Raw genomic sequence first — 13,378 nt, 5'->3', positions numbered from 1 at the left:
GTTCGCCCGATGAATAAGAACGAGTTTGCCACCGCCTTTGCGACGCTCGCGGGCACTCCCGGCCCTTTTCCTTGGCAGTGGGAGTTGTATAAGCGGTTCATCGTTGGTGACATCCCGGCGTCGTGTAACCTGCCAACCGGTTTGGGCAAAACATCGGTCATCCACGTCTGGCTGCTCGCTCTGTCTGTGAACAACAAGCTCCCGCGGCGGTTGGTGTACGTTGTGAACCGGCGCACCGTGGTGGATCAGACGACAAATGAAGTGGAGAATCTCCGAGAGCGCTTGCCGGATGTCCCGGAGGTCGAAGCCGCGCTTTGGGCGTTGTGTTCGACACGCCCAGAGAAGCCTGACCCGAAGAAGGACCGGCCGCTCGCGATCAGCACACTACGCGGCCAATTCGCGGACAACCGCGAGTGGAGCGCCGACCCGTCGCGCCCGGCGGTGATCTGCGGCACCGTAGACATGATCGGCTCGCGGCTGCTGTTCAGCGGGTACGGGTGCGGGTTCAAGACGCGCCCCTTGCACGCCGGGTTCTTGGGCCAGGACGCGCTCATCGTCCACGACGAAGCGCACCTGGAACCGGCGTTTCAGGAGTTGCTCGTAGAGATCGAAAAGGAACAGCAGCGGTGCAAGGACTTCCGGCCGCTTCGGGTGGTGGAACTGACCGCGACCTCGCGGGCCGATGGCCCGCCGCCGTTCACCCTCTCCGACGAGGATTACAAGGACGAAACCGTTCAACGACGCGTCGGCGCGAAGAAGGCGCTTCACCTCCAGCCGAACAAGGACGAGAAGAAACTCGCGGACGAGATTGCGGACCTTGCGCTGAAGCACAAAGAATCCGGCAGTGCGATTCTGGTTTTCGTCCGCAAAGTTGATGACGTTGATAAAGTCACGAAGAAGCTCCCGAAAGGTTCGTTCGAGCAACTGACCGGAACCCTTCGCGGGTTGGAACGCGACGACCTCGTGAAGAAGCCGATTTTCCAGCGGTTCTTACCGCCCTCGAACCGCAACACGACCGCCGCACCGCAACCGGGCACGGTGTACCTCGTCTGCACGAGCGCGGGCGAGGTGGGGGTGAACATTTCGGCGGATCACCTCGTCTGCGACCTCTCGACGTTCGAGAGCATGGCCCAGCGGTTCGGCCGCGTGAACCGCTTCGGGGAACGTACCGACACCGAGATTCACGTCGTTCACCCAAGAGAAGCGGACTTCGATGGCGAGAATACGATCGACGTGCGGCGGATGCGGACTCTCACTTTGCTTCTGCAACTTAACGGCCAAGGCAGTCCGGCCGCACTCGGGATGCTCGACCCGAAGGCGCGCCAGGAGGCGTTCGCGCCGACACCGACCATCCTCCCCGTGTCCGACATTCTGTTCGATGCGTGGGCGCTCACAACCATCCGCGCCAAGTTGCCCGGGCGCCCGCTGGTTGAAGCGTATTTGCACGGAATCAGCGACGATCAACCGCAAACGACGATTGCTTGGCGCGAAGAGGTGGACGTGCTGACAGAGGATATCCTACAACTCAACAAGCTTGACCCGGAAACGGTTCTTGAGCTATTCCCACTCAAACCGCATGAAGAGTTAAGCGGTCCGACCCACGGCCGGAGCAAGGTATTTGAGCAGTTAGAGGAGATCGCCGCGCGTGATGCGAAGCAAGAACCGGACAAGCGGCTTTCCGCCTGGGTGATCGATACCGACGGAACGGTAACCGTTCACACACTCTCTAAACTTGTCGAGAAGGATAGGCAGAACAAACCGGTTGTCGGTCTCGGCGGTCGAACCGTGCTGCTGCCGCCGCGCGCCGGCGGGTTCTCAGGTGGGTTACTCAAGGGCGATGAACCCTACACGAAGGACATCACTTACGACGTGAGCGATGAGTTGTTTCTGGATACGGAGAAAAAAGAACGTCGCCGTATCCGTTTGTGGGAAAACGACACCGCGCTGTCCGAGGTGCGGAAGGTGATGCGACTCGTTCGCGTTATCAACATTCCGGTTGGTGGTGCCGACGAGGATGCGGAAGGCCGCTCGTGGTACTGGTTCGAGCGCCCGCGCGGCGGTGACGATGAGGGGTCCAAGTCCGCAGCGACCAAAGACCCGATCGCCTTGGACCACCACACGAAGGACGTAACCGATAGCACCCGACGCATTGTTTCGGCGCTCGGTCTCCCCGGCGAACTCCACAAACTGCTCGTCATTGCCGCACAATTTCATGACCTCGGAAAGCAGCGAGAGGTGTGGCAGCGTTCGATCGGTAACCCGAAGCCGAAGGGGCCGCCTTGGTTCGCGAAGTCCGGTCGCGATTGGACGCCGCGCGAAATCACCGACTACCGGCACGAGTTCGGTTCGCTCATTGATGTCACCTTTGAGAAAGAGTTCACCGACCTTGTTAACGATGACCTGAGAGCGTTTGTGCTGCACGTCATCGCGACGCACCACGGGCGCGGGCGCCCGCACTTCCCAGAGGCCGAATCGTTCGACCCTGAGCGCTCCGACAACTCGGCGCGAACGGTTGCTCGTGAGGTGCCGCAGCGGTTCGCGCGATTACAGCGCCAGTACGGGCGGTGGGGGTTGGCGTACCTGGAGTCACTGTTGCGCGCCGCGGACTACGCCGCAAGTGCCAAGCCGTCGGCGTTCGTGACGGAGGGCGTGAAATGAGTTTCAGCGTAGCTGTGGACCCGACTAATCCGGGCCAGTTCTTTGCGTGCTGCGGGTTGCTGGAGTTGGCTGACCGTCTCTGGCCCGGCGCGGAAGGTTGGTTCGAGGACGGAACGTTTCATGTGTCGACGGGTGATATCGCAACGTTAATTGACCAGCTTGTCTGCCTGCGATTCGTTAGTTCGCTCGGCGACGACGGATTGAAGCGGCTTGGCAGCCTACTGAGTGCCGACAAATCGACACTAACGGAACTGGACAAGCAAGATAAAGAGCGATTGCGAAAGGCTTGGCAAGTTGAGCGAGTTCAAATCCCCGCTCCGTTCAATTTCTGGTTGGATTGGTGGTGGGATGATAAATCTGGCGTGACGCTGCTCAAGACTTGGGCGGCGAAACAATTCGTTCTGTCGATGGCTAACCCGATGCTGTCCGCTCTTAAGAGCCTGACCTGGGACAGCAGCAGCAGGGAAAACTGTTTGCAGCGGACAGCGAAATTGTCAGGGTTGCCCTTTTATTTTGATGCAGCAAACAACACTCAAAATACGCCGCGCGACAATGGTTTTGCTCCGGGGGCTGTAAAGTCAGCTCCCAACGATAGACCGCTGCTTGAACTGCTCGCGTTTGTCGGGTTGCAGCGGTTTCGTCCACATCGACCCGATAAAGCTGAGCGAATTCTGTACGCAACTTGGTCCATTCCCCTTCCGCCTTCTGTCGCTTCGGTAGCAGCAGCGGGGATGTTGAACGTGACAGGTAGTCGAGCCTTTGAATTCCGCATGCTTTACCGGACTGAGTATATGAAAGCGTTTCTTCCTGCCCAAGCCGTGCGAGGTGTCAAATGAGCGAGTTAACCAAGTTCGACAATTACCTGAGCGCTGACGGCCCCGCGGCGCTTGTCATCCGCGAATGGCTAATGCCAGCCGAAGGTGCGGATGGCGTGCTTTTCCCGGCAACGTTCGCGCCCGGTGGCAATTTTCCAGGTGGTTACAACATTGACACCGATCCGAGTGGTAAAAACGTCTGCCTCATCGACAGCGTAGGGTCGCAAGCGAATCGCATCGAGCCGATGTTCATGCCTGACAAGTGTGATGGCAAGTACGCGCACCTCGTTCCGCAAATCGTGGTGAAAGCTGGAGAGAAAGAGGTGAGTATCCTCGAAGCCGGACATCGCGCCGGCGATGCAATCGTTCGTTGCTCTTCACTTCAGAGGGAACTGCACGACGCATTTAATGACGTGTTGAAAGGTGACGCTACAAAGCTCGCGAAGATTGCGCCGACATCACTGGTTTTCGGCGTGTGGGACTCGCGTGACACACAGGCCAAACTCCCGCGAGTCGTAGCGTCTACGGTTCGTGCCGAACAGGTGCGCCCGCTCACACGCGGCGCAGTCTACATGCCGCCGGTAGATTACGCGGCTCTTGAAGTGTTCAGCGAAGAAGAGAAAGCGAAAGCCGAAGGCGACAACAAGAGCCCGTTAGCGAAACGCGGATTCGTTCACGTTCCGGCGTCAGCGTCTCACGGCGGCGTCATCGCGGACGGCGGTGTTCGGCGCGACGCTACGCTCGGTCTTGCGGCTCTGCGTCTGCTTCACGCGGGAAAGGACCCGGCGCGGACACTCGCACTTCGCCGCTACATCCTTGGCCTCGCGCTGGTCGCGTTTACGCACAACCCATCTGGCTACCTGCGGCAAGGGTGTTTGCTCGTCCTCGATTCGGACAAGCCGCGTGAGTTCGTTGAAGTTCACCCTTCCGGCGAGCGGAAGCCAGTAACGATTACGCCGAAAGTGGCGCTGGAGTATGCCACCGCGAGCGCAAAAGAGTTCGGCGTCGGTGATAGCAGAACGGTGCCTTTCGAGAAGGAGCGGGCGAAGACTGATCTGAAAGAGGGGGACAAAAAAACGAAAGGAAAAGCGAAGAAATCAAAAGAGAAAAGTGCTGAGGAAACGCCCGAACAGGAGGCCCAGTAGTGCCTTCTCAATTCTGCATTACGGTGCGGTTTCTTCAGCCATGTGCGCACGGACGTGGTGACGGCGAAGAACCTGAGTGGCCGCCGTCACCGTTACGGGTGTTTCAGGCGCTCGTTGCCGCGGCTGCGGCTCGGTGGAACGAGCGCACGCGACTTGAATACGCTGTGCCCGCCCTTGAGTGGCTCGCGAAGCAACCAGCGCCTACGGTGATCGCGTCGCAAGGCGTGCCATCGGGCGTGAAATACCGCCTTTACGTCCCCGATAATGTGGCCGATAAGGTGGCGAAGGCGTGGAGTGGCGGAAATACGAGTGCGAGCATCGCGGATTCCCGAACCGAAAAGGACGTTCGCCCCACGCATCTGATCGGGAAAAGCGACGAGCTCCCGGCGGTTAATTACCTCTACCCCATTGGGGACACCGATTCGGAGTTTGCCACGCACAAGGAAACGCTCGTCACCGCGGCGCGGAGCGTCACGCACCTCGGCTGGGGCGTGGACATGGTCGCGGGGGACGCGCGGGTGCTGTCCGAAGAGGAAGCCGCGAACCTCACCGGCGAGCGCTGGCGCCCGGCGGCGGGCGCGTCCACGACCCAACTCCGCGCCCCGCGCGCCGGGACGCTGAACGCACTGGCGCAGAAGCACGAGGCGTTTCTGAACCGGCTCTCGGCCGACGGGTTCAAGCCGGTGCCGCCGCTGACGGTGTTCGACACGGTCGGATACCGGCGCGACACCGAACCGGCCGCGCGCGAGTGGGTCGCGTTCCGCATTACGTCGGTCGATCCGGACGCCCCGAACCCGTCGTTCGACACACCGGCCAAGTGCCGCGACGTGGCGGCGTGGGTGCGGCACGCGACCGGCGAAGTGTGCCGGAACTGGCCGTTCCCCGATTTCGCGTCGTTCGTTCACGGGCACACCGAGAGCGGGTCGCAAACGAAGGGGGAACGCGCCGACGAGCGGTTCATGTACCTCCCGCTACCGAGCATCGAACGCCGGGGCGACCGCGGGGAGCACGTCGGAGCAATCCGCCGGGTGCTGGTGGCGGCGCCGCCGGGGTTTGGGGAGCGCATCGAGTGGATTCGCCGCCGACTGCCCGGTCAGGAACTCGTCTGGGACAACCGGGCGCAGGGCCTTCTGAACGCGCTGCCGGATTCGGACTGGGTGCTCCGGCGGTACACCGAGAATGCGCAGACGTGGTCCACGGTGACGCCCGTGATATGGCCGGGGCACGACGACCACAACCCCGAGAAGGCCGCTCGCCTCCTGCGGAAAGCGTTCGTGGATGCGGGCTTCGCGCGGGCGGTGGTCGATGCCATCACCGAACTGGACTGGCGCCCGGTGGGTTTCCGGGCCGGGGCCGAGTTGGCTTCGCGCTACGCCTTGCCCGACCGGCTCAACGGGCGGCGGTATCACGTGCGGGTGCGGTTCGCGCACCCGGTTCGCGGGCCGCTGGCGGTCGGCGCCGGGCGGTATCGCGGGTTGGGAGTGTTCGCCGCCGAGTAGTACGGACCTCAACGCCGAACTGCCGGAGCGGTTCTGGCGCGTGGTGCGGGCGTGGGGCTGGTGGGGCGCGGCCTACCGGGAGGCGGTGTTCCGGTTGGCGGACCACGCGCAGAGCGCCGCCGAGCAGGTCCGCGACGCGGCCCCGGCGCCGGTGGCAACCGGGTGGGTGTCGCGGCCGGCGCGGGTGTCGCGGGCCGAAGGGCATGCGCTCCCGCTGACGGGGCTCGATGGGGCGAACCCGCTCGCGTTCCTCGCCGCCCTGGGAACGCTCCTCACTTGCGACCAGTTGTCGCGCGCGGCGGCGCGTCCCGATTGGCTCGGCGGTCGCGTTACGTTGTCGTGGGGCGACGCGACCTCCCCGAACGTGCCCGTGCTTCACCTCCCGGCCCCGCCCCCCGCGACGGTCGCGTTCGCCGATTTCCTGGCCGCGGGGCTGGCGAAGCGGGTGGAAGATCACTCGGCCGCGTGGGTGGTGCGGATGCTCGAACTCGGGCTGCCGAAGGGCGCGGCGCGCGACTTCGCCAGCATCGCCCGACACGCGGTCCCGCCGCGGCCCGAGGACCGCCACCGCCTCGACTGGGTTACGGCGCTGTCGTGCGAGTCGGCGATCGACGCGGACAGTCAGTTGCAAACCGTTCGCTGCGATTACCTGCTCGGCAACATTCGGTCGGTGATGCACCGCACCGGGGCCGATCACCTGCACCGTGCCCTCTTCGCCCCGTGGGACTACAGCGACTCGCTGAACAACCAGTCGCTGCACTGGGAACCGAGTGAGGACCGCCGCCACGCGTACCAGTGGCTCGTGCCGACTAACTCGCGGAGCCGAGAAACCGGCGGCATGCTGGGGGCGAACCGCCTGGCGCTGGAGGCGTGGCCGCTGTTCCCGTCGTTCCCGGACGGGGACCGCGTGCGCACCCGCGGGTTCCGGGGCAACCGCGCGGCGAGTACGTTCTGGCTGTGGCCGCTCTGGGATTCGTGCTTGACAGCCGACGGGGTGGCCTCAATGCTGTCCCTGCGGGGCCTCCAGGCCGACCCCTTGGGGGCGGACCCGCTCCGCGGGTTCGGCGTCGTGTCGGTGTTCCGGAGCCAGCGTATCCTGGTCGGCAAGACGCCGAACCTGACGCCGCCCGACCGGGTGATCTAACACGCGAGCGGCCCGGTGGTGAAACGCGTCGTCGGGCGTTTCGCGCCGAAGGTCTTTGACAACTAACGAGTTTCCACCGGGCGCCAGTTCGCCACCGCTCGCAAGTCGCAACTGATGGCTTGGTCAGCGGGTTGTGGCAACTGGTGCCCCAGAGTTCACGTCATGACCGCGTTTCGCGCTCAACCGCTCGCGGAGATTGCGATAATCCGTTGCGACGATATAATTTCCGAGAATTGATGTTCTCCGCGGCTCATAGCCGCGGCCGAATTGAAGGCAGGATCAGTTGCCGCTCACTGTCTCCGTCGGTGACGTTCTCCGCGGCTCATAGCCGCGGCCGAATTGAAGGCCGCTCGCGGCCAGCGCCGCGACCCGCGTGATCGCGTTCTCCGCGGCTCATAGCCGCGGCCGAATTGAAGGGGATCGTTCGCGAAGGCGTTCAGTGATTCGATGAAGGTTCTCCGCGGCTCATAGCCGCGGCCGAATTGAAGGCACTTGGGCGAGACACTTGAAACCGGCACGATCGAAGTTCTCCGCGGCTCATAGCCGCGGCCGAATTGAAGGGCCGCGCCGCCGCACGTGTCAACTAGATTCGCGAAAGTTCTCCGCGGCTCATAGCCGCGGCCGAATTGAAGGACGACCTTCCAGGCGGGCGGTGCCCACGCCGGGGCCGTTCTCCGCGGCTCATAGCCGCGGCCGAATTGAAGGCACGAGATCGGTGCCGTCAGCCTGAGCGAAGTAGATGTTCTCCGCGGCTCATAGCCGCGGCCGAATTGAAGGGGCCGCCGAGGCGCTCGGGCTGCTCGTCCCGCCGCACGTTCTCCGCGGCTCATAGCCGCGGCCGAATTGAAGGTTGTTCGGCCGGGGCGGTGAGGCCCCGGAAGAGGCGGTTCTCCGCGGCTCATAGCCGCGGCCGAATTGAAGGTCGGTGAGTACGCCCGTGCCCTGGTCGAGCACCTCCACGTTCTCCGCGGCTCATAGCCGCGGCCGAATTGAAGGACTGCTCATTCGGCTTCCTCGTGGGGAGTGGGGGCGTGGTTCTCCGCGGCTCATAGCCGCGGCCGAATTGAAGGCGACCTGATCGATCTCACGGCACAGAGACTCGACGCGTTCTCCGCGGCTCATAGCCGCGGCCGAATTGAAGGGTGGCGGGGGGATCGACAAAGGTGAACGTTTCGCAGGTTCTCCGCGGCTCATAGCCGCGGCCGAATTGAAGGCCGACCTACCTGCCCCCGGGCGGGATGAGCCAGGCCGTTCTCCGCGGCTCATAGCCGCGGCCGAATTGAAGGCTCGACATCGTGTTCGTTCTTGCATTCGGCACAGGTGGTTCTCCGCGGCTCATAGCCGCGGCCGAATTGAAGGCGGCGTCCCGCAGCTCGGGGACCGGATCACCGAGGTTCTCCGCGGCTCATAGCCGCGGCCGAATTGAAGGCAGCTAAAATGAAACGCAAACGCGCCCTGTTTGCAGCCGTTCTCCGCGGCTCATAGCCGCGGCCGAATTGAAGGGCGGCGTGCTCGCCGGCCTTGCCCCGCGCGTGCCGCGTTCTCCGCGGCTCATAGCCGCGGCCGAATTGAAGGCGAAGCGGCTTACTGTAGTCGGGTTGAGGGTGGATGGAGTTCTCCGCGGCTCATAGCCGCGGCCGAATTGAAGGGGTTTTGGTTGGAGGAGGCAACGGGTTCTTGGTGTGGTTCTCCGCGGCTCATAGCCGCGGCCGAATTGAAGGTGGTCGCGCCTGTTCAGCCGCAAGCCGGCCGCCCCGCCGGCGTTCTCCGCGGCTCATAGCCGCGGCCGAATTGAAGGGACGTGCGCATGATGCACGGGTCGTCGCCGATCAGGTTCTCCGCGGCTCATAGCCGCGGCCGAATTGAAGGGTCAAAGGACACGCCCAGTCGCCGCGCCCATTCGGCAGTTCTCCGCGGCTCATAGCCGCGGCCGAATTGAAGGCGGGCGCTCGTCGCCCTGTTGCCCGGCGAGCAGCCGGGTTCTCCGCGGCTCATAGCCGCGGCCGAATTGAAGGTCCGTCCGGTCGAACTGTGCGTCCGGGACGTGTGCGTTCTCCGCGGCTCATAGCCGCGGCCGAATTGAAGGGGCCTGTTGGGTCCATTGCGTCGGTAGCACCAAGCAGTTCTCCGCGGCTCATAGCCGCGGCCGAATTGAAGGGGTAGCGGAGCGGCCTTGGGCTGGGTCGGAGGGGCGGTTCTCCGCGGCTCATAGCCGCGGCCGAATTGAAGGTTGAACGCGGTCAACGATGACTGGTGGGATGTGGCATGTTCTCCGCGGCTCATAGCCGCGGCCGAATTGAAGGTGCCGCGCCGCCCACGCCCGGTAGCGGTTCAAGGCGTTCTCCGCGGCTCATAGCCGCGGCCGAATTGAAGGACCTACCGGCGAGTCCGCACCCGCCGCTCCAGCGCCGTTCTCCGCGGCTCATAGCCGCGGCCGAATTGAAGGAGGAAACGATGCCGACCGCCGAGGAACTGTTCCCCCGGTTCTCCGCGGCTCATAGCCGCGGCCGAATTGAAGGGTTCTGCCCGCGCTCGCCGCAAGAGGCGTGCTGCTGCGTTCTCCGCGGCTCATAGCCGCGGCCGAATTGAAGGAACACCTTCCGCAGCTCGACGCCGAAGTTGGCATCGTTGTTCTCCGCGGCTCATAGCCGCGGCCGAATTGAAGGATCCGGCACGTCGAACAGCCCCTGACGACCGGTGAGCTTGGTTCTCCGCGGCTCATAGCCGCGGCCGAATTGAAGGCCGAACGACAGCCGGGGCGCGGGCCGGGTCATGCGGTTCTCCGCGGCTCATAGCCGCGGCCGAATTGAAGGGTGTGGCACAACAGCCACTCACGCGCCGATTACGACGTTCTCCGCGGCTCATAGCCGCGGCCGAATTGAAGGCGACGGCAGCGAAGGCGCCGCGTACCACGTGACGTGGTTCTCCGCGGCTCATAGCCGCGGCCGAATTGAAGGCTCGAACTCGCGCTGAAGACGGACCGGGCGCCCGCGTTCTCCGCGGCTCATAGCCGCGGCCGAATTGAAGGACGTTCTCGCTCCGGAAAGGCCCCGGACGAACCGGGGTTCTCCGCGGCTCATAGCCGCGGCCGAATTGAAGGCCGTGCCAACGTCCTCGCCCTTTTCCTGCTCCCCTTGTTCTCCGCGGCTCATAGCCGCGGCCGAATTGAAGGGCCTTTTCTTAGCTAGATCCCCCTGCGTGTTCATCGGGTTCTCCGCGGCTCATAGCCGCGGCCGAATTGAAGGCAGATCGCCAGGCAGTGAATGCAACAGTGAATGCAACGTTCTCCGCGGCTCATAGCCGCGGCCGAATTGAAGGCCGACGACGCCTTTGGTGCCGTGGCCCCGTTCGGTGGTTCTCCGCGGCTCATAGCCGCGGCCGAATTGAAGGGCTCATGCGGCCTCCAGATCGTCAAACAAGCCCCGCGTTCTCCGCGGCTCATAGCCGCGGCCGAATTGAAGGCGCACGCTGCCGGGGAGCGTCTCGACGGACCCGCGGGAGGTTCTCCGCGGCTCATAGCCGCGGCCGAATTGAAGGGCGGTTGGCCCGCGGGTGGACGCAGGCGCAGCTCGCGGAGGTTCTCCGCGGCTCATAGCCGCGGCCGAATTGAAGGTCACCTTCAGCCCTTGAACGAGCACAAGAAGCGTGGTTCTCCGCGGCTCATAGCCGCGGCCGAATTGAAGGGGGCGAAAGTCCGCGAAGCAATCGCGGCCAAGCACCTGTTCTCCGCGGCTCATAGCCGCGGCCGAATTGAAGGGAGGCGGTGCTCGCCAAGGCGGTGCCCCCGGCGGCGTTCTCCGCGGCTCATAGCCGCGGCCGAATTGAAGGGACGACGGCACTGACGACCCGTTCTCGGTGCATCTGGGTTCTCCGCGGCTCATAGCCGCGGCCGAATTGAAGGAGAACGAGGCCAAGTGGGTGCGCAAGGCGCTCCTGGTTCTCCGCGGCTCATAGCCGCGGCCGAATTGAAGGACACCCCGCGCGGGGAGCGCTCACGGCACCGCCGACCGGTCCGCCCCGTTCTCCGCGGCTCATAGCCGCGGCCGAATTGAAGGTCCGACGGGAGCGCCACGCACTCTTCGGAGTGGTACAGTTCTCCGCGGCTCATAGCCGCGGCCGAATTGAAGGCCCAACCCGGACGAGAGCACCACGAGGACTGGTTCCGTTCTCCGCGGCTCATAGCCGCGGCCGAATTGAAGGCTTCCTTGTCGAGACGGGAAAGCGCGGCGCGTTGAAGTTCTCCGCGGCTCATAGCCGCGGCCGAATTGAAGGTTGGTCACGAGGTGCGCGGCGGCGGCCTGGATGTCCTCGTTCTCCGCGGCTCATAGCCGCGGCCGAATTGAAGGGGCCCGCTCTGTCGGTGTCATCGCGTCCCCTCCTGAGGTTCTCCGCGGCTCATAGCCGCGGCCGAATTGAAGGTTCGTGACCAGAAGTTCGCCGAAGCGTTCGCGCTGCGTTCTCCGCGGCTCATAGCCGCGGCCGAATTGAAGGCGCGTCGGTGGTGGGCAAGACCGCCGCCAGCTCGACGTTCTCCGCGGCTCATAGCCGCGGCCGAATTGAAGGTCGCCCAGGGTGCGGATCTGGTTCACCTTGTCGTAGTTCTCCGCGGCTCATAGCCGCGGCCGAATTGAAGGGTCGTCGGCGAACGTGATGTCGTCGAACGCCAGCGCGGTTCTCCGCGGCTCATAGCCGCGGCCGAATTGAAGGAGCACCGGATAGCCCACAAGGCCATCGAACCCCAAGTTCTCCGCGGCTCATAGCCGCGGCCGAATTGAAGGGACTGACGGCGCCGGGCGAGGTCGGGCGGTTCCCGTTCTCCGCGGCTCATAGCCGCGGCCGAATTGAAGGGGGCCGGCGGAACTCCGCGTGTGCCGAGAGCAGTTCGTTCTCCGCGGCTCATAGCCGCGGCCGAATTGAAGGCCTGTGCTCGATCAACTGATTGCGTTCGTTGCGGCGTTCTCCGCGGCTCATAGCCGCGGCCGAATTGAAGGTGTGGTCGCCTCGCCCGCTGCCGCGCCCTCGCCTGGTTCTCCGCGGCTCATAGCCGCGGCCGAATTGAAGGCGGTACTCGTTCACGTCGATCACGCCGGCCGTCAGGTTCTCCGCGGCTCATAGCCGCGGCCGAATTGAAGGAGGTAAATTAATTCCGTCGAACTCCCCACCCTGCCGTTCTCCGCGGCTCATAGCCGCGGCCGAATTGAAGGGCCGCCTGCTGCACCGCGGGCGTTTGGGGCAGCTTTTCGTTCTCCGCGGCTCATAGCCGCGGCCGAATTGAAGGACCACGTCGTCGATGTCGAGCGCGTAATCGGTGTAAGTTCTCCGCGGCTCATAGCCGCGGCCGAATTGAAGGGACCCTTAACGAAAGGCTCCCTGTGCTCGATCAACGTTCTCCGCGGCTCATAGCCGCGGCCGAATTGAAGGGCCGGCTCGGACATCATCGTGTATTCGCGCTCGGTCGTTCTCCGCGGCTCATAGCCGCGGCCGAATTGAAGGCAGTTCGGCAGCCGGCAGTGCGTCCAGGCCGTCGTCCTCGTTCTCCGCGGCTCATAGCCGCGGCCGAATTGAAGGCGGCAGGCTCGGCGTCTTCCGCTTCACCACGGGCACCGTTCTCCGCGGCTCATAGCCGCGGCCGAATTGAAGGTCGGTGGGCTTCAGCTTCGGGGGTGCGGGCGCCCGGTTCTCCGCGGCTCATAGCCGCGGCCGAATTGAAGGTGCGATACCGCGCCGTGCATCTGCTGTGCATATTGGTTCTCCGCGGCTCATAGCCGCGGCCGAATTGAAGGCAAATCCGCACTCGCCGAAGCCGCCAAACGGTTCGGTTCTCCGCGGCTCATAGCCGCGGCCGAATTGAAGGATTGCGCGAGTGATCGCGACGTAGGTGAGGTTGCGCGTTCTCCGCGGCTCATAGCCGCGGCCGAATTGAAGGCGTGATCTCCGGGGGCTGACACAGCAGCGTGCCGGCCGGTTCTCCGCGGCTCATAGCCGCGGCCGAATTGAAGGGACCACGAACGTGATCGGCCTCTTGGCTGAACCGGGGTTCTCCGCGGCTCATAGCCGCGGCCGAATTGAAGGAGCCCCATGCTCGGCATACTCGCCCCCGCTGGTGTCGTTCTCCGC

Annotated in this window: 5 protein-coding genes and 1 CRISPR repeat array (1 of these 6 cut by a window edge); all 5 genes read left to right on the top strand. The window is 64.2% G+C overall.

Annotated elements, in window-relative coordinates:
- Nucleotides 1–9: 9 nt before the first annotated feature.
- The 5 genes from cas3g to R5W23_RS05875 are packed head-to-tail and all read left to right on the top strand — an operon-like array spanning nt 10 to nt 7,261.
- Complete coding sequence (gene cas3g, locus R5W23_RS05895; protein ID WP_320685532.1) at nt 10–2,658, top strand: type I-G CRISPR-associated helicase/endonuclease Cas3g; 2,649 nt, start codon at nt 10–12, stop codon at nt 2,656–2,658.
- Nucleotides 2,655–3,494, top strand: coding sequence for a type I-G CRISPR-associated protein Cas8g2 (gene cas8g2, locus R5W23_RS05890; protein ID WP_320685531.1), 840 nt, complete (start codon nt 2,655–2,657; stop codon nt 3,492–3,494). Before cas3g ends, cas8g2 begins: the two co-directional genes overlap by 4 nt.
- Complete coding sequence (gene cas7g, locus R5W23_RS05885; RefSeq protein WP_320685530.1) at nt 3,491–4,618, top strand: type I-G CRISPR-associated RAMP protein Csb1/Cas7g; 1,128 nt, start codon at nt 3,491–3,493, stop codon at nt 4,616–4,618. The genes cas8g2 and cas7g overlap by 4 nt, the downstream gene beginning before the upstream one ends.
- Nucleotides 4,618–6,117, top strand: a complete 1,500-nt coding sequence (gene csb2 / locus R5W23_RS05880; RefSeq protein ID WP_320685529.1) for a type I-G CRISPR-associated protein Csb2 — start codon at nt 4,618–4,620, stop codon at nt 6,115–6,117. The genes cas7g and csb2 overlap by 1 nt, the downstream gene beginning before the upstream one ends.
- Before the next feature lie 40 nt (nt 6,118–6,157).
- Nucleotides 6,158–7,261 carry a type I-G CRISPR-associated protein, Cas3-extension family gene (locus R5W23_RS05875; RefSeq protein ID WP_320685528.1) on the top strand — a complete coding sequence of 368 codons (1,104 nt, stop codon included), beginning with the start codon at nt 6,158–6,160 and terminating at the stop codon, nt 7,259–7,261.
- 238 nt (nt 7,262–7,499) lie between these two features.
- Nucleotides 7,500–13,378: a CRISPR direct-repeat array (repeat unit 36 nt; unit sequence GTTCTCCGCGGCTCATAGCCGCGGCCGAATTGAAGG) (it continues 9,061 nt past the right edge of the window).

The sequence above is a fragment of the Gemmata algarum genome (assembly GCF_034097035.1).
Taxonomy (GTDB): Bacteria; Planctomycetota; Planctomycetia; order Gemmatales; family Gemmataceae; genus Gemmata; species Gemmata algarum.
The sequence above is the reverse complement of the archived record's forward strand: the minus strand, read 5'-3'. Positions and strand labels throughout refer to the sequence as shown.